Source organism: Streptomyces albireticuli, from assembly GCF_002192455.1.
Classification (GTDB): domain Bacteria; phylum Actinomycetota; class Actinomycetes; order Streptomycetales; family Streptomycetaceae; genus Streptomyces; species Streptomyces albireticuli_B.
Genome location: NZ_CP021744.1, coordinates 2071100 through 2093650, shown reverse-complemented (window position 1 = coordinate 2093650; position 22551 = coordinate 2071100). Strand labels below are relative to the sequence as shown.

Genomic DNA, 22551 nt, shown 5'->3' with positions numbered 1-22551 from the left:
CCGTTGGCGAAGCGACAGATCCCGGTCATCGTGCTCGCGGGCTTCCTGGGCTCCGGCAAGACCACCCTGCTGAACCACCTGCTGAGCAGAAGCGGGGGCAGCCGGATCGGCGTGGTCGTCAACGACTTCGGCAGCATCGAGATCGACGCCATGAGCGTGGCCGGGCAGGTCGACTCGATGGTGTCGCTGGGCAACGGCTGCCTGTGCTGCGCCGTCGACACCAGCGAGCTGGACGGGTTCCTCGACCGGCTGGCCCGCCCGGCCGCCCGGATCGACGTCATCGTGATCGAGGCCAGCGGGCTCGCCGAGCCCCAGGAGCTCATCCGCATGATCCTGGCCAGCGACAACACGAGCATCGTCTACGGCGGCCTGGTCGAGGTCGTGGACGCCGCCGAGTTCGCCCGTACCCGCGCCCGGCACCCCGAGATCGACCGGCACCTGGCCCTCGCCGACCTCGTCGTCCTCAACAAGGCGGACCGGGTGGCGGAGGACGCGCGGGCGGCCCTGCGCGAGGAGCTCGGACGGATCGGGCGGCCCGGCACCCCCGTCGTCGAGGCGTCCTACGGGCGGGTCGACCCGGAGCTGCTCTTCGACCGCAAGCCGCGCGAGGAGGACACGGAGGCGATACGGCAGCTGTCCTTCGAGGACCTCGTCCGCGACGAGCGGGAGCGCGAGGACGCGCGGGGCCACGGGCACGACGGCGAAGGCCACGGCGACGGCTGCGCCGGCGACTGCGGCCATCTGCACGCCGCCTACGACAGCGTCTCCTTCACGGCCGCCGAGCCGATGGACCCGCGCCGGCTCATGGACTTCCTCGACAACCGCCCCGACGGCCTCTACCGCATCAAGGGGTACGTCCGCTTCGGCGCGGCGGGCCACCGGCGGAAGCGGTACGAGGTGCACGCCGTCGGCGACTTCCTCCGCTTCTACGCCACGCCCGCGGCGCGCGGCGAGGACGAGCCGACCGAGCTGGTGCTGATCGGCACCGGGATCGACCCGGACGCCCTGCGGGCCGGGCTCGACGCGTGCCGGCACCTGGCCCCGGAGGACGCGGAGGAGCACACGATGTGGGGCGTGCTGCGGTACGCGCAGGCGTGAGCGCGGGAGGCGGGGAGCCGCCTCCCGCGGCCGGGCCGGAGCGTGCGTACGCCCCGGCCCCACGGCCGTCACCCGGTGCCTACACCGGCCCCGCCACGGCCGCCACGGCCTTCGCCAGCGGCGTGCCCGAGCCGTCGCGGCGCGGGTCCGGATCCGGGAGCTCGACCGGGGTGCCGTTCGCGCCCGCGGCCCGTGCCGGGGCCGCGCCCGCCCAGGCCAGGACCAGGCAGTCCTCGCCCTTCAGGAAGCGCTGACAGCGCACACCGCCCGTCGCCCGGCCCTTGCGCGGGTACTGGTCGAAGGGCGTCAGCTTCGCCGTCGTCTCCGAGGCGCCCAGCAGGGTGCCCGCCGCGCCCGCGACCGTGATCACCACGGCGTCCGCCGCCGGGTCGACGGCCGTGAAGGAGATCACCTTCGCTCCGGCGGTGAGCTTGATGCCGGCCATGCCGCCCGCCGGGCGGCCCTGCGGCCGCACCTGACCGGCCGGATAGCGCAGCAGCTGGGCGTCGTCGGTGACGAAGACGAGGTCCTCCTCGCCGGTGCGCAGCTCGACCGCGCCGACGACGCGGTCGCCGTCCTTGAGGGAGATGACCTCCAACTCGTCCTTGTTCGCCGGATAGTCGGGGACCACGCGCTTGACGACGCCCTGCTCCGTGCCGATCGCGAGGCCCGGCGAGGACTCGTCCAGGGTGGTGAGGCAGACCACGCGCTCGCCGTCGTCCAGCGACAGGAACTCCGTGATCGGGGCGCCGCCCGAGAGGTTCGGCGCGGCCGCCGTCTCCGGCAGCTGCGGCAGGTCGATCACCCGCAGCCGCAGCAGCCGCCCGGTCGAGGTCACCACGCCCGCCTCGCCCAGCGCCGTCGCCGGCACCGCCGAGGCGATCACGTCGTGCTTGACGCGCTTGGCCTCCCCGGAGCCGGGCGTGAAGGGCTCGCCCGAGGCTGTACGGGCCAGCAGGCCGGTGGAGGACAGCAGCACCCGGCACGGGTCGTCCGCGACCTGGAGCGGCACGGCCGAGGAGGGGGCGCCCGCCGACTCCAGCAGCACGGTGCGCCGGTCGGTGCCGAACTTCTTCGCGACGTCCGCCAGTTCCCCGGAGACGAGCTTGCGGAGCTCCGCGTCGGACTCCAGGATCCGGGTCAGCTCCTCGATCTCGCCCGTCAGCCGGTCGCGCTCCGACTCCAGCTCGACGCGGTCGAACTTCGTCAGGCGGCGCAGCGGGGTGTCGAGGATGTACTGCGTCTGCACCTCGGAGAGGGAGAAGCGCGCGATCAGGGCTTCCTTGGCCTGCGCGGCGTTATCGCTCGATCGGATGATTCTGATGACCTCGTCGATGTCGATGAGCGCCACCAGCAGGCCCTCGACCAGGTGCAGCCGGTCGCGCCGCTTGCCGCGCCGGAACTCGCTCCGGCGGCGGACCACCTCGAAGCGGTGGTCGACGTAGACCTCCAGCAGCTCCTTGAGGCCCAGGGTCAGCGGCTGGCCGTCGACCAGGGCGACGTTGTTGATGCCGAAGGACTCCTCCATCGGCGTCAGCTTGTAGAGCTGCTCCAGGACGGCCTCGGGGTTGAAGCCGTTCTTGATCTCGATGACCAGGCGCAGGCCGTGCGAGCGGTCCGTGAGGTCCTTGACGTCGGCGATGCCCTGGAGCTTCTTCGAGCCGACCAGGTCCTTGATCTTGGAGATGACCTTCTCGGGGCCGACCGTGAAGGGCAGCTCGGTCACGACCAGGCCCTTGCGGCGGGCCGTCACGTTCTCCACGGCGACCGTGGCGCGGATCTTGAAGGTGCCGCGGCCGGTCTCGTAGGCGTCCCGGACGCCGCCGAGACCCACGATCCGGCCGCCGGTGGGCAGGTCCGGGCCGGGGATGAACCGCATCAGCGTGTCGAGGTCGGCGCCCGGATGCTTGATGAGGTGCCGGGCGGCGGCGATCACCTCGCCGAGGTTGTGCGGCGGCATGTTGGTCGCCATGCCGACCGCGATCCCGGACGCGCCGTTGACCAGCAGGTTCGGATAGGCGGCGGGGAGGGCTACGGGCTCCTGCTCGCTGCCGTCGTAGTTCGGCGTGAAGTCGACGGTGTCCTCGTCGATCGACTCCGTCATCAGCGACGTGGCCGAGGCCATCCGGGCCTCGGTGTAGCGCATGGCCGCGGGCGGGTCGTCGTTGCCCAGCGAGCCGAAGTTGCCGTGGCCGTCGACCAGCGGCACCCGCATGGAGAACGGCTGGGCCATGCGCACCAGGGCGTCGTAGATGGAGGCGTCGCCGTGCGGGTGCAGCTTGCCCATCACCTCGCCGACGACCCGGGCGCACTTCACGTACGAACGGTCGGGGCGCAGGCCCATCTCGTTCATCTGGAAGAGGATGCGGCGGTGGACGGGCTTCAGTCCGTCCCGGGCGTCCGGCAGGGCCCGGGAGTAGATGACCGAATAGGCGTACTCGAGGAAGGAACCCTGCATCTCGTCGACGACGTCGATGTCGAGGATGCGCTCCTCGAAGTTCTCCGGCGGCGGGGTCTTCGTGCTGCGGCGGGCCATCGCGGCTGCGGCTCCTTCGATCGATTGCCGAGGCAGGGTTCTGACGCGGACCATTGTGGCCCGCCCCACCGACATCGCCGACCGCGACCCGTCCGTAAGAGCGGACCGCCCCGGGAACTTCGCCAGATGTCAGCGCGCTTGCATACAGTGACAGCACTGTTCATCACGCGAGTCATCGCGGACCATCGCGAGATTTCAAGCGATCGAAGGGACGTACATGCCCATGGGTCACACGGCCACGCAACAGGCCGGTTCCGGCGGCCTGACAGCGACCGAGCACCGGCTGGCCAACGGCCTGCGGGTGGTGCTCTCAGAAGACCATCTGACCCCCGTCGCCGCCGTCTGCCTCTGGTACGACGTCGGCTCGCGCCACGAGGTCAAGGGGCGCACCGGGCTGGCCCACCTCTTCGAGCACCTTATGTTCCAGGGCTCCGCCCAGGTCAAGGGCAACGGCCATTTCGAGCTGGTGCAGGGCGCCGGCGGCTCGCTCAACGGCACCACCAGCTTCGAGCGCACCAACTACTTCGAGACCATGCCCGCCCACCAGCTGGAGCTCGCCCTCTGGCTGGAGGCGGACCGCATGGGCTCGCTGCTCACCGCCCTCGACGACGAGTCGATGGAGAACCAGCGCGACGTCGTCAAGAACGAGCGCCGCCAGCGGTACGACAACGTGCCCTACGGCACGGCCTTCGAGAAGCTGACGGCCATGGCCTACCCCGACGGCCACCCGTACCACCACACCCCGATCGGCTCCATGGCCGACCTGGACGCCGCCTCCCTGGAGGACGCGCGCGCCTTCTTCCGGACGTACTACGCGCCGGGCAACGCCGTGCTGTCGGTCGTCGGCGACATCGACCCCGAGCAGACGCTCGCCTGGATCGAGAAGTACTTCGGGTCCATCCCCGCGCACGACGGCAAGCAGCCCCCGCGCGACGGCACCCTCCCCGACGTGATGGGGCAGGAGCTGCGCGAGGTCGTGCGCGAGGAGGTGCCCTCGCGCGCCCTGATGGCCGCCTACCGGCTGCCGCACGACGGCACCCGTGAGGCCGACGCCGCCGACCTGGCCCTCACCGTCCTCGGCGGCGGCGAGTCCTCCCGGCTGCACAACCGCCTGGTCCGCCGCGACCGCAGCGCCGTCGCCGCAGGCTTCGGGCTGCTCCGGCTCGTGGGCGCGCCCTCGCTCGGCTGGCTGGACGTCAAGGCGTCGGGCGGCGTGGAGGTCCCGGACATCGAGGCCGCCGTCGACGACGAGCTGGCCCGCTTCGCCGCCGAGGGCCCGACCCCGGAGGAGATGGAGCGCGCCCAGGCCCAGCTGGAGCGCGAGTGGCTGGACCGGCTCGCGACCGTCAGCGGCCGCGCCGACGAACTGTGCCGCTTCGCCGTGCTCTTCGGTGACCCGCAGCTCGCCCTGACCGCCGTGCGGCGCGTGCTGGACATCACCCCGGAGGAGGTGCAGGCGGTCGCCAAGGCCCGGCTGCACCCCGGCAACCGCGCCGCGCTGGTGTACGAACCGACCGCCCCCGAGGCCGCCGAGGCCGATGTGACCGCTGAAGAGACGGAGACGGCCCAGTGAGCGACGCCGCGGCCACCATGACCTTCCACCCGCAGCCGCAGCCCGGCGCGCCCACGCCGTGGGCCTTCCCGGCCCCCGAGCGCGGTCAGCTGCCCAACGGCCTGACGGTGCTGCGCTGCCACCGCCCCGGCCAGCAGGTCGTCGCCGTCGAGATCAACCTCGACGCGCCCCTGGAGGCCGAGCCGGCCGGCCTCGACGGCGTCTCCACCATCATGGCGCGCGCCCTCTCCGAGGGCACCGACAAGCTGACGGCCGAGGAGTTCGCCGCCGAGCTGGAGCGCTGCGGCGCCACCCTCGACGCGCACGCCGACCACCCGGGCGTCCGGATCTCCCTGGAGGTCCCGGCCTCCCGGCTGGTCAAGGCGCTGGGTCTGCTCGCCGACGCGCTGCGCGCCCCGGCCTTCCCCGACGGCGAGGTCGAGCGGCTCGTCCGCAACCGCCTGGACGAGATCCCGCACGAGCTGGCCAACCCCGCCCGCCGGGCGGCCATGGCCCTCTCGGCGCAGCTCTTCCCGGCCGACTCGCGGATGTCGCGCCCCCGTCAGGGCACCGAGGAGAGCGTCGAGCGCATCGACGCCGCGTCCGTGCGGGCCTTCTACGAGGCGCACGTCCGCCCCGTCACCACCACCGCCGTTGTCGTCGGCGACTTCACCGGCGTCGACCTGGACGCCGCGCTCGCGGACACCCTCGGCGCCTGGACGGGCTCTCCCGCGGCCCCCCGGCAGGCCCCGCCCATCACGGCGGACGACACGGGCCGTGTGGTCATCGTGGACCGGCCGGGCGCCGTCCAGACCCAGCTGCTCATCGGCCGGATCGGCGCCGACCGGCACGACCGGGTCTGGCCCGCCCAGGTGCTCGGCACCTACTGCCTCGGCGGCACCCTCACCTCCCGCCTGGACCGCGTCCTGCGCGAGGAGAAGGGCTACACCTACGGCGTCCGGGCGTTCGGCCAGGTGCTGCGCTCCACGCCGGACGGCACGGGCGCGGCCATGCTGGCCATCAGCGGCTCGGTGGACACCGCCTCCACCGGCCCGGCCCTCGACGACCTGTGGACCGTGCTGCGCACCCTCGCGGCCGAGGGTCTGACGGACGCCGAGCGCGATGTGGCGGTGCAGAACCTCGTCGGCGTCGCGCCGCTGAAGTACGAGACGGCGGCGGCCGTCGCGGGCACGCTGGCCGACCAGGTCGAGCAGCACCTCCCGGACGACTTCCAGGCCCGGCTCTACGAACGTCTCGCGGCGACGGGCACGGTGGAGGCCACGGCGGCCGCCGTCAACGCCTTCCCGGTCGACCGGCTCGTGACGGTCCTCGTGGGCGACGCCGCGCAGATCGCGGAGCCCGTGAAGGCCCTGGGCATCGGCGAGGTGACGGTCGTCACCGGCTGACGCTTCGTCAGGAAGTGGGGAGGCGCGTGAGGTCGGCGAGACCCACGCGCCTCCCTTATGTCCGATTTAGTGGAGTGGTTGCACGTCTGGCATGTGGCGTACGCCACAAAACGTGAGTTCTGTTTGCCGTTCGAATCGGGCGCCGTTTAGCGTCAGGGCGGTTGTCCGTCAGATGTGAGTCGCATCCGCGGCCCCGGGCAACCATCGCCGAGTCCCCGTACGGCGCGAGCCAGGGGAGCCGGGGACCCACATGTCCCTGGGGTGAATCGGGTCCCTTTCCGGAGGGAGCCGTAGGAGACCTTCCTGCTCCGAACCCGTCAGCTAACCCGGTAGGCGAGAAGGAAGGAAAGGAATAGCCGCACCTATGGCGTTCACTCGTGCCACCGGGAAGCACCGTCGTCCGAGCCGCGCCGTGCGCACCGGCGCGAACATCGCGGGCATAGCCACCCTGACGGCCACCGGCGTCGTCGCCGGCTTCGCCGCCCCCGCGCTCGCCGCCACCACCGACGACGCCCCGCGCGCCGAGGACACCGGCCTCACCCAGGCCATCGTCATCGGTGAGGACACCGCCACCCGCGTGGGCGAGCAGGCCGAGGTCCAGCGCAGCTCCGCCGAGGAGACCAGCGCCCGCCTCCAGGCCGAGGCCGAGGCGAAGAAGCAGGCCGCCGAGACCAAGAAGCTCGCGGACGAGGCCGCCCGCAAGGCCGAGGCCGAGCGCAAGGAGCAGGAGCGCATCGCCCGCGAGGAAGAGCGCAAGAAGCTCAACGCCTACGTGTCGCCGATCGAGGGCTCGTACGTCTCGACCTCGTACAAGGCCTCCAGCGGCCTGTGGTCCTCCGGCAGCCACACCGGCGTCGACTTCCACGCCGAGTCCGGCACGTCGGTCCGCTCCGTCGGCGCGGGCACCGTGGTCGAGGCCGGCTACGGCGGCGCCTACGGCAACAACGTCGTCATCAAGCACAACGACGGCACCTACACCCAGTACGGCCACCTGTCGTCCATCGGCGTCAGCGCCGGCCAGACGGTGACCGCGGGCCAGGAGATCGGCATCTCCGGCGCCACCGGCAACGTCACCGGCCCGCACCTGCACTTCGAGGCCCGCACCGGCCCCTCCTACGGCTCCGACATCGACCCGGTGGAGTACCTGCGCTCGCACGGCGTCGGCATCTGACACCCGCGCGCACCGCGTCGTTCCACGAAGGCCCCGGCCCCCGGCCGGGGCCTTCGTGTTGGCCAAAACATATCGATGAAATCCTCGGCGCCATCGGAAATCGCGGGCCGCTGCAATAGAGTCGTTGACCAGGCGTCAATCGGCCGCGTTTCGCGGGGGTCAATGCGGAGGTTCACCCATGCGGGGCCGTACGTGAACGGCGATGGTAAAGCGGCACCGAACGGCGGCCGCATTTCGGCGCACGCGGTCTGCACGGCGATCCGCGACGACATCGTCACGGGCGTCTTCCCGCCCGGTGGCCGGCTCACCGAGGAGGTCCTCGCCCGCCGGTACGGCGTCTCCCGGGTGCCCGTGCGCGAGGCGCTGCGCACCCTCGCCTCCGAAGGCTTCGTGACCACCCGCAGGCACGCGGGCGCCTGTGTCGCCGAGCCCACCGAGCAGGAGGCGGCCGATCTCATCGAGGTCCGGGCGCTGCTGGAGCCGCTGGGCGCCGCGCGGGCCGCGCAGCGCCGTACGGAGGCGCACCTGAAGGTGCTGCGCGGCCTGGTCAGGCTCGGCCAGGAGCGGGCCCGCGGCGGCCGCACGGGCGAGCTGCGCCCCTTGGACGACTGGTTCGACGAGACGCTCGCCCAGGCGTCCGGCAGCCCCAGCCTCGCGGCCCTGCTCACCCAGCTCCGGCTCAAGATCTCCTGGGTGTACGTGCCGGAGCCGCCGGCCCGGCCGGTGGTGGCCTGGGACACCTGCGCGGCCCTGGTCGACGCCGTCGCGCGCGGGGACGCCGACCGGGCGCGGGCGCTCGCCACGGCCCGCGCCGACCGGGCGCCCGGCGCCTACCGGCTGCGGAGCGCGTCCCGGCCGCGGCACGCCGGGGGCCCGGAGCGGCCGCCGGCGCAAACGGACCGGGAGCACCGGAAACAAACCCCCGGACAAAGCCCGAAACAATCTGTGCACACGGCGAGCGCACGTTCTTAACAATTGGCTGCTATTCCCGCCCGGCGGGAAGGCCGGAATTCCTCCGGCGCGCGCACCGGAAACCGGTGCGGGAAGGAAAGCCCGGGAACGACAGCGGGGCCGCGGCGGCCTCGATCGGCCGCCGCGGCCCCGCCGCGCGCGATTCCCGTGAATCAGACGGTCTCCGGGAGCTCCTCGAGACCCTCGGCGACCAGCTTCGCCAGACGGTCCAGGGCGGCCTCGGCACCCTCGGCGTCGGACGCGAGCACGATCTCCTCGCCACCCTGGGCGCCCAGGCCCAGCACGGCCAGCATAGAGGCGGCGTTGACGGGGTTGCCGTCGGCCTTGGCGATCGTCATCGGGACGCCGGCGGCGGTCGCCGCACGAACGAAGATCGACGCCGGACGGGCGTGGAGGCCCTCGGCCCAGCCGACGTTGACGCGGCGCTCAGCCATGGTGTTGCCCTTCAAGTCGTAAGGAGTTGTCTAGACCAGTGTTGCACAGGGGCGAACGTGCTCCTGGTTCACCCCGGACGGCCCTAGGCGGGTTGTCGGCGCCCGGCCTTACGCTGACCCCATGCAGACGCCGTCCGAGCAGGTGTATCCGGCCCACTGGGAAGCCGACGTGGTGCTGCGCGACGGCGGTACCGCGCACCTCCGCCCCATCACGGCCGACGACGCCGGGCGGCTGGTCAGCTTCTACGAACAGGTCTCGGACGAGTCGAAGTACTACCGCTTCTTCGCCCCCTATCCCCGCCTCTCCGACCGGGACGTGCACCGCTTCACCCATCACGACTACGTCGACCGGGTCGGGCTCGCCGCCACCGTCGGCGGCGAGTTCATCGCCACCGTCCGCTACGACCGGATCGACCCCCGCGGCCTGCCCTCCTCCGGCCCGGCCGACGAGGCGGAGGTCGCCTTCCTGGTCCAGGACGCCCACCAGGGCCGCGGCGTCGCCTCCGCCCTGCTGGAGCACATCGCGGCCGTCGCCCGCGAGCGCTCCATCCGGCGCTTCGCCGCCGAGGTGCTGCCCGCCAACACCAAGATGATCAAGGTGTTCACGGACGCCGGCTACACCCAGAAGCGCAGTTTCGAGGACGGCGTCGTCCGCCTGGAGCTGGACCTGGAGCCCACCGACCGGTCCCTCGCCGTGCAGCGCGCCCGCGAGCAGCGCGCCGAGGCCCGCTCCGTCCACCGCCTGATCGCCCCCGGCTCCGTCGCCGTCGTCGGCACCGGCCGCGAGCCCGGCGGGATGGGCCGGGCCGTGCTGCGCAATCTGCGCGAGGGCGGGTTCACGGGCAGCCTGCACGCGGTCAACCGCGCCTTCCCCGAGGGCGGCTCCGTCCTGGAGCCCGAGGGCGTGCCGGCCCACCGCTCGGTCCTCGACATCCCCGGCCCGGTCGACCTCGCCGTCGTGGCCGTCCCCGCCGAGCAGGTGCCCTCCGTCGTCGCCGAGTGCGGCGAGCACGGCGTCCAGGGCCTCGTCGTCCTCTCCGCCGGCTACGCCGAGAGCGGCGCCGACGGCCGCGACCGGCAGCGCGAGCTGGTCCGCCAGGCCCGCTCGTACGGCATGCGCCTCATCGGGCCCAACGCCTTCGGCCTGATCAACACCGCCCCGGGCGTCCGGCTCAACGCCTCGCTCTCGCCCGAGCTGCCCGCCGCCGGCCGGCTCGGCCTCTTCAGCCAGTCCGGCGCCATCGGCATCGCCCTGCTGTCCGGGCTGCACCGCCGCGCCGCCGGCCTGGTCGGGGTCTCCACCTTCGTCTCCGCCGGCAACCGCGCCGACGTCTCCGGCAACGACTTCCTCCAGTACTGGCACGACGACCCGGACACCGACGTCGTCGTCATGTACCTGGAGTCCATCGGCAACCCCCGCAAGTTCGCCCGGCTCGCCCGGCGCACGGCGGCCCGCAAGCCGGTCGTCGTCGTCAAGGGCGCCCGGCACGGCGGCGCCGCGCCCACCGGGCACGCCGTCCCCACCACCCGCATCCCCGACGCCACCGTCTCCGACCTGCTGCGGCAGGCCGGCGTGATCCGCGTCGACACCGTCACCGAGCTGGCCGACACCGGGCTGCTGCTCGCCTCCCAGCCGCTGCCGGCCGGTCCCCGCGTCGCCATCCTCGGCAATTCCGAGTCCCTCGCCCTCCTCACCTACGACGCCTGCCTGACCGACGGCCTGCGCCCCCAGCCGCCGTACGACCTGTCGACGGCCGCCGAGCCGGAGGACTTCCGCGCCGCCCTGGCCCTGGCCCTCGCGGACGACGAGTGCGACGCCGTCGTCGTCACCGCCATCCCCTGGGTCGGCGAGGCCTCCGCGGCCGACCTCGCGCGGGCGCTGCGCGCCGCGGTGGCCGCCGCCCCGGCGGCGAAGCCGGTGACGGTGGTCCATCTGGAGATCCCGGGCCTCGCCGAGGCCCTCGCGGCTCCCGAGGGCGGGAGCGACGGCGAAAGCGCCGGCAGCGGCGGTGACGGCGACGGGGAGCGCCCGGCCCCCGCCGTCCGGATCCCCGCCTACCCCGCCGCCGAGCGTGCCGTACGGGCCCTGGCCGAGGCCGTGCGGTACGCCCGCTGGCGGCGGCTGGCCGCCGAGCCCGGCAAGGTGCCCGAGTACGACGACATCGACGAGGCGGGCGCCGCCGCCGACATCGACGTCCTGCTCGCCGCCCACGGCGCCGTGCCCGGGACCTCGCCCACGGAGCCCGCGGACCCCCGCGCCGTCACCCTCTCCGCCGCCGACACCCAGCGCCTGCTCGCCCGCTACGGCATCGCCGTGCTGCCCGCGCTGCCCGCCCCCGACCCCGACACCGCCGTCCGCGCCGCCCGGCGGCTCGGCTTCCCCGTCGCCCTCAAGCCCACCGCCCCGCACCTGCGCCACCGCGCCGACCTCGGCGGCGTCCGGCTCGACCTGGGCGGCGAGACGGAACTGCGGAGGTCCTACACCGAGTTGACCGAGCTCCTCGGCAAGCCCGAGGAGACCCGCTTCGTCGTCCAGTCGATGGCCCCGCGCGGCGTCGACACCGTCGTGCGGGCCGCCATCGACCCCGCCGCCGGGGCCGTGCTCTCCTTCGGCCTGGCCGGGGCGCCCTCCCTGCTGCTCGGCGACACCGCGCACCGCCTCGTGCCCGTCACCGACCGGGACGCCGCGGAGCAGATCCGCTCGGTCCGCACCGCGCCGCTCCTCTTCGGCTGGCGCGGCAGCACCCCGGTGGACACCCGGGCCCTGGAGGAGCTGCTGCTGCGCGTCTCCCGCCTGGTCGACGACCACCCCGAGGTCGTCGGCGCCGACCTGGAGCCCGTGATCGTCGCGCCGCAAGGGGTCCATGTGCTCGGCGCCGTCATCCGCCTCGCCCCGCCCCCGGCCCGCACTGACCTCGGCCCGCGCAGCCTCCCGGCCTACTGACGGCCCGCCGCCACCTGCCCCGCGAGGCCCCCGGGCTCCGCCGTCCGTCCGTGCGGGCACGCACGGACGGACCCCGTACGCCCCGTAGGATGGGCGTATGGCGAAGACCGGTACGACGACCCAAGGGCTGCGCGCGGCGATCGAGCGCAGCGGCTACTACCCGGCCCTCGTGGCCGAGGCGGTGGAGGCCGCCGTGGGCGGGGAGCCGGTCGTGTCGTACCTCGTGCACCAGGAGACGACGTTCGACTCCAACGAGGTGCGCCGCCATGTGACGGTCCTCGTCCTCACGGGCAACCGCTTCATCGTCAGCCACACCGACGAGCAGGCGGCCGACGGCACCTCCCCGTCCCCGTACGCCACCACCTCCACCGAGTCCGTGAAGCTCGACCGGATCTCCTCCGTGGTGCTCAGCCGCGTCGTCGCCAACCCCGAGGCGTACACCCCGGGCACCCTGCCCCGCGAGGTCGTCCTCACCATCGGCTGGGGCGCGGTCTCCCGGATCGACCTGGAGCCCGCCGCCTGCGGCGACCCCAACTGCGACGCCGACCACGGCTACACCGGCTCCGCCACCGCGGACGACCTGAGCCTGCGCGTCAGCGAGGCGGGCGACGGCCCGGACACCGTCCGGCAGGCCCTCGCCTTCGCCCAGGCGCTCTCCGAGGCGACCGCGGCGACCGGCCGCTGATGTCCTACCCGCTGACCTCGGGCGCTCCGTCCTCCTGGTCCGAGCCCGCCCCGCTCGACCCCCGCTCCGCCCCCCTCCCGCGCTACGGCACCGGCTCGCTCGCCGACCTGCTGCCCGCCGTCGCCTCCGGCATGGGCGTCCCCGGCCTCTCCACCGGCCTGGAGCTGACCCCCGCCGACCGCGTCTGCGTCTTCCTGGTCGACGGCATGGGCTGGGAGCTGCTGCGCGCCCACCCCGCCGAGGCACCGTTCCTGCATTCGCTGCTGCCGAGCTCCATGAACGGCACCGGCGAGCCGATGACCGCGGGCTTCCCCTCCACCACCGCGACCTCGCTCGCCTCCGTCGGCACCGGACTGCCGCCGGGCGCCCACGGCCTGCCCGGCTACACCGTCGCCGACCCGGCGACCGGCGCGCTGATGAACCAGCTGCGCTGGCGCCCGTGGACCGACCCGCACGTCTGGCAGCCGTACCCCACCGTCTTCCAGCTCGCGGACGCCGCCGGCGTGCACACCTGCCAGGTCTCCGCGCCCGACTTCCAGCACACCCCGCTGACGAAGATCGCGCTCAGCGGCGGCACCTTCCACGGCCGGCTCTCCGGCGAGGACCGCATGGACCTCGCCGCCGACCGGCTGGGCGCCGCCGACCGCTCGCTCGTCTACACCTACTACAGCGACCTCGACGGCAAGGGCCACCGCTTCGGCGTCGACTCCGACGACTGGCGCGGCCAGCTGATGTACGTCGACCGGCTGGCCCAGCGCCTCGCCGAGCAGCTGCCGCCCCGCTCGGTGCTCTACGTCACCGCCGACCACGGCATGATCGACATCCCGTTCGACCCCGAGTCGCGCATCGACTTCGACGAGGACTGGGAGCTGCGCGCCGGCGTGGCCCTCCTCGGCGGCGAGGCCCGCGCCCGCCACGTCTACGCGGTGCCCGGCGCCGCCGCCGACGTCCTGGCCGTCTGGCGCGAGGTGCTCGGCGAGCAGATGTGGGTGGCCGGCCGCGACGAGGCCATCGAGGCGGGCTGGTTCGGCCGGCCCGGCGACGGCGTGGACGACCGGGTGCACGGCCGGATCGGCGACGTGGTGGCCGCGGCCCGCGACGACATCGCGATCGTCGCCACCGAGACCGAGCCCAACGAGTCCGCGATGGTCGGGCTGCACGGCTCCATGACCCCCGTGGAGCAGCTGGTGCCGCTCCTCGAAGTCCGGTCCTGAGCCCGCGTCACCGCCCCACCCGCCCCCCACACGACGACTGATGAAAGGCATTGGCTTCCCCATGCCCGAGCTGGTGTTCTTCTCCGGAACCATGGACTGCGGAAAGAGCACCCTCGCTCTGCAGATCGAGCACAACCGGTCCGCCCGCGGCCTGCAAGGGCTGATCTTCACCCGGAACGACCGCGCCGGCGAGGGCAAGCTCTCCTCCCGGCTCGGCCTGGTCACCGACTCCGTCGAGGCGGGCGAGGGGTTCGACTTCTACGCGCACATCGTCGCCCACCTCTCCGCGGGCGGCCGCGCGGACTACGTCATCGCCGACGAGGCGCAGTTCCTCGCCCCGGAGCAGATCGACCAGCTGGCCCGCGTCGTCGACGACCTCGAACTCGACGTCTTCGCCTTCGGCATCACCACCGACTTCCGCACCAAGCTCTTCCCCGGCTCCCAGCGCCTCGTCGAGCTGGCCGACCGGATAGAGGTGCTCCAGGTCGAGGCGCTGTGCTGGTGCGGCGCGCGGGCCACGCACAACGCCCGTACGGTCGGCGGACAGATGGTCGTCGAGGGCGCGCAGGTCGTCGTCGGCGACGTCAACCAGCCGGAGACCGTGGTGGGTTACGAGGTGCTGTGCCGCCGCCACCACCGGCGCCGGCTGACCGCGGCGGCGGCCCGCGCCGCTGCCCTGTCGCCCGACGTGCTGCCCGTCGACCCCGTCAGCGAGCCGTCCGCCGGAGTGTGAGGACCGCCCCCTCCGGGTCCGCGACGGTGGTCTCGTCACCGTCCGGCCCCTGGTGCGGGGGCCGCAGCACCCGGCCGCCCAGCCCGGTCACCCGCGCCGCCGCGTCCTCGGCGTCCGCCACCTCGAAGTACGTCATCCAGTGCGGGCCCCGCTCCCGGGGCAGCTCGGCCCCGACGCCGCGCACGGCGGCGACCGGCCGGCCGTCCAGGAGCAGCGTGAGGCGGTCGGTGTCCGGCGCCTCGGCCCGCTTGGTCTGATATCCGAAGAGCGACTGGTAGAACTTGACGACCGTGGCCGTCCGCCGGGTCAGCAGCTCGTGCCAGACGGGTGTGCCCGGCACTCCGGACAGCTGGGCGCCGGCCATCCGCTGCCCCTGCCACACGCCGAACGGCGCCCCGGCCGGGTCGGAGGCGATCACCAGCCGCCCGGCGTCCTCCGCGGCCAGCGGCCCGACCCCGACCGTGCCGCCGCAGCAGCGGATCCACTCCGCCGCCTCGTCGGCGTCGTCGCTGGCGAGGTACGTGGTCCAGGCGGTCGGCAGCCGGCGGCCGGGCGTCAGCTCACCGAGCCCGGCGACGTCCCGGCCGTCGAGGGTGGCACGGACGTACGGGCCCAGCTGGCGGGGGCCCGGGCTGTAGTAGGCCCAGCCGAACAGGCCGCTGTAGAAGTCCTTGATCGATTCCAGGTCGTGCGCCAGCAGACTCGTCCAGCACGGGGTGCCGGGGGTGTGCCGAGCCTCCCCCGTACCGCTCTGGGGAGACCCCCAAACCTCGGTCATCGTCATTCTCTCCTCGGACCATCGGGGTGGCCGCGCGTCCCGCACCGGCACGCGGCGCGCGGGTGGTACGGGACGGGGCACGTGGAGATGTTTGCACCACCGGCCGTGGCGCGCCCCCCGGCCGCGCCGGGTTTCACGGGTTCCCGCAGGAGAATGCCCGGATTCGCCTTTCGGTCCCGCTCCGATGTCATGGCGGTCCAGTATCGATCGACCGCGTGCGGTCTGGCCAGAGGACCGTTCGGCCCAATGCCGGGTACGCCAGGATGGGGGCCATGACCCCTCTCATCACCGCAGTCGAACTCATGAACGTGGCGACGGGCGACCGGCCGCCCACCCTGCTGGACGTCCGCTGGCAGCTCGGCGGCCCGCCCGGCCGCCCGGCGTACGAGGCGGGGCACCTGCCCGGCGCGGTCTTCGTCGACCTCGACACCGAGCTCGCGGGCCCGGCGGGGGAGGGCGCGGGGCGGCATCCGCTGCCGGACGCCGAGGAGTTCGGGGCGGCCATGCGGCGGGCCGGTGTCCGCGCGGACCGGCCCGTGGTGGTCTACGACGGCGGCCAGGGCTGGGCCGCGGCCCGCGCCTGGTGGCTGCTGCGCTGGGCCGGGCACGGGGACGTACGGGTCCTCGACGGCGGGCTGGCGGAGTGGACCGCGCGGGGCGGGCCCCTGACCACGGAGGCCCCGGCGCCGGTGGAGGGCGACTTCGCCCCGGAGCCCGGCGCGCTGCCGCTGCTGGACGCGGACGGCGCGGCGGCGCTCGCCCGGCGGGGGCTGCTGCTGGACGCGCGGGCGGGGGAGCGGTATCGCGGTGAGGTCGAGCCGATCGACCGGGTGGGCGGGCACATCCCCGGCGCGGTCTCGGCGCCGACCACGGAGAACGTCGGCGCGGACGGGCGGTTCCGGCCCGCGAAGGAGCTCGCCGCGCGGTTCACGGAGCTCGGGGCGGCGGGGGAGCCGGGCCCGGAGGTGGGCGTCTACTGCGGCTCGGGCGTCTCCGGGGCGCACGAGGTGCTGGCCCTGGCGGTGGCGGGCACCCCGGCGGCCCTCTACGTGGGCTCCTGGAGCGAGTGGTCGGCCGACCCGTCCCGCCCGGTCGCCACGGGGCCCCTGCCGGGCTGACGGTCTCCGGGCCGAAGGTCTGCGGCCCGGCGGTTTCCGTACCGCCGGGATCCGGCGGCCGTCCGGCGGCCCGGGTGCCCGGCCCGTGCGGGGCCGGGCGGCGGGCCGCCGGCGGTGTTCCCGGCCGGGGCCGGGGGTGTGACGGATGGCTACTTCTCTTGTCGTCTTTTCGTCATTCCTGTTTTTTCCGGCGTGTGCCGAAGACGATCTCGTCCCAGCTGGGCACCGCCGCCCGGCGGCCCGGCCGGACGCCGTCCGCCTCCGCCTGACGGTCCGTCGTGCCGGTCAGCCGGTCGCGGTGACCGGCCACGGACCGCGGCATCAGCACATCGGCGTACGCCGCGCCCGCGCTGGCCGCCGGGGCCGGCGGCTCGACGGCCTCCGCCTCCTCGTCCGGCTCCTCGGCCACCACCGGGGCCACCGAGGGCGGCTCGGGCACGACCATGTCGCCGCGGAAGCTGGGCACGGCCTCCAGCAGGCTCGTCAGCGAATCCCGCTCCTTGGGCACCTCCGCCGTCGCGGCGTCGGAGTCACCGTCGGAGCCGCCGGACTGCCTGTCGGCAGTCCGGTCCTGGCTGCGGTCCAGCGGCCTGTCCCGGGGCAGCCGGGCGATGCGCGGCACGAAGGGGAAGCTCGGCTCGGGCGTGTCGTCGGTCTCGCCGATGAGCGCCCGCGCCTCGTCGTCCATCGCCTGAACGATCCGCCTCGGCGGGTCGAAGCTCCAGCTCGCAGCCCGCGGCTCACCTGCCGCCCGGTAGACGAGTAGGACCTCCCAGGTGCCGTCGTCGCGCCGCCAGGAGTCCCACTGCGCGCTGTCCTTCTCGGCGCCGCGCAGCACCAGCCGCTCCGCCACGGACTCGCCGAGCGGGGGGCCGGTGTTCTCGCCGGGGCGTCTTACGGGCGTCTTACGGGCGCGCTCGGCCATGAACGCGCGCTCGGCGAGCACCGGGCCCTCGAACCTGCGGACGCGCTCCACGGGGATGCCCGCGAGCTGGGCGACCTCCTCGGCGGAGGCGCCTGCGCGTATACGTGCCTGGATGTCGCGGGGGCGGAGATGGCTCTCCACCTCGATCTCGATCTGGCCCAGGCGAGCACGGTCGTTACGTACGGCCGCACGCAACCGTTCGTCGATGGGAAGGGTGTACTCCGTGCTGTCCGCAGCCTTGAGCACCAGCCGTGTGCCGTCGTTGGAGACGGCCACGACACGCAGTTCGGGCATGGGGACCTCCCGGGTGGTGCCTGCCGACGTCACCTGCGTCGCTGCTTCCGCTAGTCGAGTGTGGCCTGCCCGGGTGCAGCCTGCCACAACATTGCCGAGTTGACGGGGCGAGAGCCGCCTGGATCCCTCCCGTTGGGTCCGGGCAGCCGGACGGGACACCGGGCCAGGGCTCGCCACAGTACTCCATTCGGGCCACGGGGGGTGGATCGGCGCGCCATCGAAGTTCACGCGGGAGAAGGGAGTTGGTCCGGAGCCTCCGACACGGACGGCTGTTGTCCGGGTGTCGAGGTTCACACAATCGCCCGAATCGGAACTGTTCGTTACGCTCGAATGTCTCTTCTAGCTGCAAGAGGGACCGAAGAGCTAACAGAGGCAGGAGATGGACGACAAAGGCGAAAGCGAGGCAAAACAGAAGAACAAGCGTCTGGAACTGAGCGTCGCGCAGGTCGCCGGCAGCGCCCTGGCGGCGGTGATCGCCGCACTGCTCGCGGGCAAGCTCGGGGTGTACGGCACCGTCATCGGCGCCGGCGTCGTCAGTGTCGTGGCCACGTCGGGCGGCACGATCTTCCAGCACTTGTTCAAGCGCACGGGCGAGCAGCTCAGAGAGGCGACGACGCAGGCCGCACGGCCGAAGATGCGCCAGGTACCGGTCCAGGACGCGGGCCGCGCGGTCGGGCGTGGCGGCCCCGAGCGGGATCGCACCCGGCCGATGGGCCGGACGGGTGACGCGGACGCGACGCGGCTGCTCCCCGGTGTCGATCCGGCCGCTCCGCGGCCTGCCGTGGACGCGACACAGCTGTTGCCCGGTGTGAACCACCCGCCGGAGCGAAACGGCGCACACGCGGGCGCGCTTTCCGGCCCGCACGCTGATCCGCGCTCCGATGGTCATGACAGCACGGCTGCCCCCTTCGATGACGAGTACACGTCGGGCACCACACACGGCACGCGCCGGCGCGGCTACAAGCGCCCGCTGCTCGCCGCCGCCGCGATCTTCGCGCTGGCCATGGGCACGGTGACCGCCGTCGAGCTGGTCAGCGGCGAGAGCGCCGACGGCGGCAAGGGCACCTCCGTCAGCCAGATCCTGACCGGCGGGAACTCGGGCAAGAAGCAGGACCCCGCGCCCGAGCGCGGCCCCGGGCACGGCTCGGAGTCCGGCGGCGGTCAGGAGAACGGCGAGGACTCCGACGGCGGCGGCAAGCCGGACCCCGGCACGTCCGAGCCGGGCGGCGACCCGGGCAAGCGGTCGCCGGACCCGTCCACGTCCCCGGACCCGGTGGACCCGTCCACGGGCGGCTCCTCGCAGTCCCCGAAGCCGAACCCCTCCGGGGGCGGGCAGTCCCCGGACAGCGGCAAGGGCGGTGACGACGGCAAGACGACCGGTGGCGGGACGACGACCGGCGGGCAGGGCACCACGGGCGGCGGCCAGAGCACGCCGAAGCCGCCGGAGCAGAACGCGGCGGCGGGCACGTCCACAACGGGCAAGCAGACCCCGGTCTCGTAACCGGCCCCCGCCCCGGGCCCCCGCCCTGGGCCTCCGCCCCGGGCCCGGCTCGGGCCTCCGGCTCGGGCCCCGGCCCGGACTCCGGCTCCCGGCTAGGGCCCGGGCTACGGCCCCAGGCCCAGGTACTGCCTCGGGCTGCGGCCCCGGGCTCCGCCCGGGCCGAGGCGCCGGCTCCGGATCCCGGCTACGTCCCTAGGCGCCGGCTCGGGCTCCGGCTCCCGGTTCGGGCCTTGGCCCCAGGCCCCGGCTCGGGCTCCGGCCCGGGCCTTGGCTCCGGGCCCCGCCCCAGGCTCAGGCTCGGACTCCGGCTCCCGGCCCAGCCCCCGCCCCGACCCCTTCCGGTTCCCGGCCCTGGCCCGGGTGCCGACTCCCGACCGCCGGACGGGCTGGTCCTCCAGCCCGTCCGGCGTCTGAGGACATTCGGGAAGGGGCGGGTAGGGGAAAACCCCACCCGCCCCACCCGCCGCGCTCACCCGCCCAGCACCCGCCGCAGATACGCGTTCCCGAACACCCGCCCGGCATCCAGCCGGTCCCGCAGCGCCACGAACTCCCCGAACCGCGGATACACCCCCGCCAGGTACTCCGCGTCGCGGCCGTGCAGCTTCCCCCAGTGCGGCCGCCCCCCGTGCGCCGTCATGATCCGCTCCGCCGCGGCGAAGTACGCGCGGTACGGCGCGCCCCGGTACATGTGCACCGCTATGTAGGCCGTCTCCCGGCCGTGCGCCGTGGACAGCGGGATGTCGTCGGCCGGCGCGGTCCGTATCTCCACGGGGAAGCCGATCCGCAGCCGCGAGCGTTCGATCATCGCCCTGAGTTCGGCCAGCGCCGCCAGCGTGGCCTCGCGCGGCAGGGCGTACTCCATCTCCACGAAGCGGACGCGGCGCGGGCTGGTGAAGACCTTGTAGGCGTCGTCGGTGTAGGTGCGGGCGGACAGGGCGCGGCCGGCCACCCGGGCCAGGCCGGGCACGGCCGCGGGCACCGCGCGGCCGGCCGTGCAGACGGCCTGGAAGAGTCCGTTGGAGACCAGCTCGTCCTCGACCCAGGCGCTGACCCGGCCGGGCGGGGACGCGGGACCCGCGCTGCGGTTGTTGCGCTTGGTGACACAGCTGTGCGTGTGGGGGAACCAGAAGAACTCGAAGTGCTCGTTCTCGGCGACGAGCTGATCGAACTCGGCCGTCACCCGGCCCAGCCCCATCGGCTCCTCGCAGGCCCTGAGCAGGAACGAGGGCTCCACCGCGAAGGTGAGCTCGCTGATCACGCCCAGCGCGCCCAGGCCCAGCCGGGCCGCCGCGAAGACCTCGGGGTTCTCACCCGCCGAGCAGCGGAGCGCCGAGCCGTCGGCGGTCACCAGCTCCAGGGCTCTGACCTGGGCGGAGAGCGAGGCCGAGTCGCGGCCCGTGCCGTGGGTGCCGGTGCTGACCGCCCCGGAGACGGTCTGCTCCATGATGTCGCCCATGTTGGCCAGCGACAGTCCCCGCGCGGCCAGCTCCGCGTTGAGCCTGCGCAGCGTGGTGCCGGCGGCCACCGTCACCGTCCCGGCGCGCCGGTCGACGCCCCGGACGCCGGTGAGGCGGTCGGGGCGGATCAGCAGGCCGTCGGTGGCGGCCGCCGCCGTGAAGGAGTGCCCCGTGCCGACGGCCTTGACCCGCAGGCCGTCCGCCGCGGCCCGCGCCACCTCGGCCGCCAGCTCCGCCGTGCTCGCCGGTGCCACGGTCCGCGCGGGGCGGGCGGTGACGTTCCCCGCCCAGTTACGCCACGCACCCCTTGTCGCGGTCCCCGCCGCGGTCGTCGTCCCCGTCATGTGCCCCAGCCCCTCCCCTTGCCTGCGGCACGGACGGACCGGGCCGCTGCGGCGCCGGCTCCCGGAGCCGGCGGTATCCCAGGAACGCGACCGCCGCCGCGAGCGCTCCCGCCACACCGGCCACCGCGTACCCCGCCTCGGCGCCGGCGGCGTCGACCACCCAGCCGGCGGCCGACGACCCCAGCGCCACGCCGACCGCGAGCCCCGTGCTCGTCCAGGTCATGCCCTCGGTCAGCTGCGCGCGCGGTACGTGCTGCTCGACGAGGGCCATCGTCGTCACCATGGTCGGCGCGATGGACAGCCCCGCGAGGAAGAGCGCCACGGCCAGGAACGGCAGGCTCCCGACCAGTTGGAGGGGGATCATACTCACGGCCATCGCACACACGCCCAGGAGCCAGCGGCGGGCCATGTCGCTCTTCAGGTGCAGCAGTCCGAAGACCGCGCCCGCCAGGCAGGAACCCAGCGCGTACACGGCGAGCACCAGGCTCGCCATCGCCTTGTGGCCCTCGTCCTCGGCGAAGGCGACCGTCACCACGTCGACCGTGCCGAAGATCGCGCCCATCGCGACGAACGTCGCGACCAGCACCTGGAGGCCGCGCGAGCGCAGCGCGGAGCCCCCGGAGTGCTGACCGCGGGGGTGCGGGGCGGGCTCGGTGCCGCGCTGCGCCGTCAGCCACCAGACGCCGGCCGCGAGGAAGGCGGCGGCCAGCAGGGGACCGGCCTCCGGGAACCAGGCCGTGGACAGCCCGATCGACAGGATCGGCCCGATGATGAAGCACACCTCGTCGACCACGGACTCGAAGGCGTATGCCGTGTGCAGCTCGCGGGTGCCGCCGTAGACCGCCGCCCAGCGGGCCCGCACCATCGACCCCACGCTCGGCGTGGTGCCCGCGCAGGCCGCGAAGAGGAAGAGCGTCCAGTCCGGCCAGCGCTGCTGGGTGCTGAGCACCAGCCCCGCCACCGAGGCCACGGCGACCAGCATGGCCGGGCGCAGCACCCGGCGCTGTCCGTGCCGGTCGACGAGCCGGGATATCTGCGGGCCGACCACGGCGGCCGAAACCGCCAGCGCCGCGGAGAGCGCGCCGGCCAGTCCGTACCGCCCGGTGACCTGGGAGATCATCGTGACGATGCCGATGCCCAGCATCGAGAGCGGCATCCGGCCGAGGAGCCCGGCGGCGGAGAAGGCCGTGGCGCCGGGGACGGCGAATATGTCGCGGTAGGAGCTGGGCAAGGGAACCGCCAGGAGGCTCGGGAGGGGCGCGGACGGGACGGGGCAGCACGGCGTGGCGCGGGGGCCGGGCGGACCGGACGGCCCGGAGCGGCTACGGGGACGTCCGTAAGGGATGTAAGTGGCCGATACAGCTTACGTGCGCGCGTGTGTGCGGCGCA

At 74.0% G+C, this 22551-nt stretch carries 17 protein-coding genes and 1 riboswitch; of the genes, 11 read left to right on the top strand and 6 right to left on the bottom strand.

The window, feature by feature from the left end; all coding sequences use genetic code 11:
- The first annotated feature begins 3 nt into the window (after window positions 1-3).
- Entirely contained in the window at window positions 4-1098 is a 1095-nt protein-coding gene (locus SMD11_RS08650; RefSeq protein ID WP_087925888.1) for a CobW family GTP-binding protein, read from the top strand.
- A gap of 79 nt (window positions 1099-1177) precedes the next feature.
- On the opposite strand, the gene SMD11_RS08645 is transcribed toward SMD11_RS08650, so the two are convergent.
- Window positions 1178-3634: a DNA gyrase/topoisomerase IV subunit A gene (locus SMD11_RS08645; protein WP_087925887.1), complete on the bottom strand. Its 2457-nt coding sequence runs from the start codon at window positions 3632-3634 to the stop codon at window positions 1178-1180.
- 223 nt (window positions 3635-3857) lie between these two features.
- On the opposite strand from SMD11_RS08645, the gene SMD11_RS08640 reads away from it, so the two are divergent.
- From SMD11_RS08640 to SMD11_RS08625, 4 genes are all read left to right on the top strand, one after another.
- Entirely contained in the window at window positions 3858-5207 is a 1350-nt protein-coding gene (locus tag SMD11_RS08640) for a M16 family metallopeptidase (RefSeq protein ID WP_087925886.1), read from the top strand.
- A gap of 17 nt (window positions 5208-5224) precedes the next feature.
- A complete protein-coding gene (locus SMD11_RS08635; protein WP_087930370.1) occupies window positions 5225-6592 on the top strand; it encodes a M16 family metallopeptidase in 1368 nt (455 codons plus the stop codon).
- A 195-nt stretch (window positions 6593-6787) separates the two neighbouring features.
- Window positions 6788-6943: riboswitch (cyclic di-AMP (ydaO/yuaA leader) on the top strand.
- 13 nt (window positions 6944-6956) lie between these two features.
- Window positions 6957-7763 carry a M23 family metallopeptidase gene (locus SMD11_RS08630; protein WP_087925885.1) on the top strand — a complete coding sequence of 269 codons (807 nt, stop codon included), beginning with the start codon at window positions 6957-6959 and terminating at the stop codon, window positions 7761-7763.
- A gap of 192 nt (window positions 7764-7955) precedes the next feature.
- The gene (locus SMD11_RS08625) at window positions 7956-8735 is read left to right on the top strand and encodes a GntR family transcriptional regulator (protein ID WP_234365971.1); all 780 of its coding nucleotides are present in this window, start codon (window positions 7956-7958) and stop codon (window positions 8733-8735) included.
- Between the two features lie 152 nt (window positions 8736-8887).
- Here SMD11_RS08625 and SMD11_RS08620 read toward each other — a convergent pair whose 3' ends face one another.
- Complete coding sequence (locus SMD11_RS08620; RefSeq protein WP_046925618.1) at window positions 8888-9169, bottom strand: HPr family phosphocarrier protein; 282 nt, start codon at window positions 9167-9169, stop codon at window positions 8888-8890.
- A gap of 121 nt (window positions 9170-9290) precedes the next feature.
- On the opposite strand from SMD11_RS08620, the gene SMD11_RS08615 reads away from it, so the two are divergent.
- From SMD11_RS08615 to SMD11_RS08600, 4 genes are all read left to right on the top strand, one after another.
- A complete protein-coding gene (locus SMD11_RS08615; RefSeq protein ID WP_087925883.1) occupies window positions 9291-12113 on the top strand; it encodes a bifunctional GNAT family N-acetyltransferase/acetate--CoA ligase family protein in 2823 nt (940 codons plus the stop codon).
- A 97-nt stretch (window positions 12114-12210) separates the two neighbouring features.
- Complete coding sequence (locus tag SMD11_RS08610; RefSeq protein WP_087925882.1) at window positions 12211-12798, top strand: DUF5998 family protein; 588 nt, start codon at window positions 12211-12213, stop codon at window positions 12796-12798.
- Window positions 12798-14012 (top strand): alkaline phosphatase family protein, encoded by a 1215-nt coding sequence (locus tag SMD11_RS08605; protein WP_087925881.1) that lies wholly within the window; start codon window positions 12798-12800, stop codon window positions 14010-14012. Before SMD11_RS08610 ends, SMD11_RS08605 begins: the two co-directional genes overlap by 1 nt.
- A 61-nt stretch (window positions 14013-14073) precedes the next feature.
- Window positions 14074-14745: a thymidine kinase gene (locus SMD11_RS08600; protein ID WP_087925880.1), complete on the top strand. Its 672-nt coding sequence runs from the start codon at window positions 14074-14076 to the stop codon at window positions 14743-14745.
- On the opposite strand, the gene SMD11_RS08595 is transcribed toward SMD11_RS08600, so the two are convergent.
- Window positions 14720-15523 (bottom strand): VOC family protein, encoded by an 804-nt coding sequence (locus tag SMD11_RS08595; protein ID WP_087930369.1) that lies wholly within the window; start codon window positions 15521-15523, stop codon window positions 14720-14722. The genes SMD11_RS08600 and SMD11_RS08595 overlap by 26 nt on opposite strands.
- A gap of 272 nt (window positions 15524-15795) precedes the next feature.
- Between SMD11_RS08595 and SMD11_RS08590 the strand changes: the two genes are divergently transcribed.
- Window positions 15796-16641 carry a sulfurtransferase gene (locus tag SMD11_RS08590; RefSeq protein ID WP_087925879.1) on the top strand — a complete coding sequence of 282 codons (846 nt, stop codon included), beginning with the start codon at window positions 15796-15798 and terminating at the stop codon, window positions 16639-16641.
- Between the two features lie 172 nt (window positions 16642-16813).
- On the opposite strand, the gene sepH is transcribed toward SMD11_RS08590, so the two are convergent.
- Window positions 16814-17893, bottom strand: coding sequence for a septation protein SepH (gene sepH, locus SMD11_RS08585; protein ID WP_087925878.1), 1080 nt, complete (start codon window positions 17891-17893; stop codon window positions 16814-16816).
- Window positions 17894-18239: 346 nt separating this feature from the next.
- Between sepH and SMD11_RS08580 the strand changes: the two genes are divergently transcribed.
- Complete coding sequence (locus SMD11_RS08580) at window positions 18240-19361, top strand: hypothetical protein (protein WP_087925877.1); 1122 nt, start codon at window positions 18240-18242, stop codon at window positions 19359-19361.
- A 469-nt stretch (window positions 19362-19830) separates the two neighbouring features.
- Here the strand turns inward: SMD11_RS08580 and SMD11_RS08575 are convergent, their stop codons facing one another.
- Together SMD11_RS08575 and SMD11_RS08570 are read right to left on the bottom strand one after the other, a co-directional pair.
- A complete protein-coding gene (locus SMD11_RS08575) occupies window positions 19831-21162 on the bottom strand; it encodes a D-arabinono-1,4-lactone oxidase (protein WP_087925876.1) in 1332 nt (443 codons plus the stop codon).
- A complete protein-coding gene (locus tag SMD11_RS08570; protein WP_087925875.1) occupies window positions 21110-22393 on the bottom strand; it encodes an MFS transporter in 1284 nt (427 codons plus the stop codon). Before SMD11_RS08570 ends, SMD11_RS08575 begins: the two co-directional genes overlap by 53 nt.
- Window positions 22394-22551: the final 158 nt, after the last annotated feature.

Bases quoted from the DNA above. Each gene is read 5' to 3' on its own strand.
- SMD11_RS08645 (WP_087925887.1), bottom strand. From the start codon at position 3,634: ATGGCCCGCCGCAGCACGAAGACCCCGCCGCCGGAGAACTTCGAGGAG.
- SMD11_RS08590 (WP_087925879.1), top strand. From the start codon at position 15,796: ATGACCCCTCTCATCACCGCAGTCGAACTCATGAACGTGGCGACGGGC.
- SMD11_RS08575 (WP_087925876.1), bottom strand. From the start codon at position 21,162: ATGACGGGGACGACGACCGCGGCGGGGACCGCGACAAGGGGTGCGTGG.
- SMD11_RS08615 (WP_087925883.1), top strand. From the start codon at position 9,291: ATGCAGACGCCGTCCGAGCAGGTGTATCCGGCCCACTGGGAAGCCGAC.
- SMD11_RS08630 (WP_087925885.1), top strand. From the start codon at position 6,957: ATGGCGTTCACTCGTGCCACCGGGAAGCACCGTCGTCCGAGCCGCGCC.
- SMD11_RS08640 (WP_087925886.1), top strand. From the start codon at position 3,858: ATGGGTCACACGGCCACGCAACAGGCCGGTTCCGGCGGCCTGACAGCG.
- SMD11_RS08595 (WP_087930369.1), bottom strand. From the start codon at position 15,523: ATGACCGAGGTTTGGGGGTCTCCCCAGAGCGGTACGGGGGAGGCTCGG.
- SMD11_RS08600 (WP_087925880.1), top strand. From the start codon at position 14,074: ATGCCCGAGCTGGTGTTCTTCTCCGGAACCATGGACTGCGGAAAGAGC.
- SMD11_RS08610 (WP_087925882.1), top strand. From the start codon at position 12,211: ATGGCGAAGACCGGTACGACGACCCAAGGGCTGCGCGCGGCGATCGAG.
- SMD11_RS08605 (WP_087925881.1), top strand. From the start codon at position 12,798: ATGTCCTACCCGCTGACCTCGGGCGCTCCGTCCTCCTGGTCCGAGCCC.
- SMD11_RS08635 (WP_087930370.1), top strand. From the start codon at position 5,225: ATGACCTTCCACCCGCAGCCGCAGCCCGGCGCGCCCACGCCGTGGGCC.
- SMD11_RS08580 (WP_087925877.1), top strand. From the start codon at position 18,240: ATGGACGACAAAGGCGAAAGCGAGGCAAAACAGAAGAACAAGCGTCTG.
- SMD11_RS08620 (WP_046925618.1), bottom strand. From the start codon at position 9,169: ATGGCTGAGCGCCGCGTCAACGTCGGCTGGGCCGAGGGCCTCCACGCC.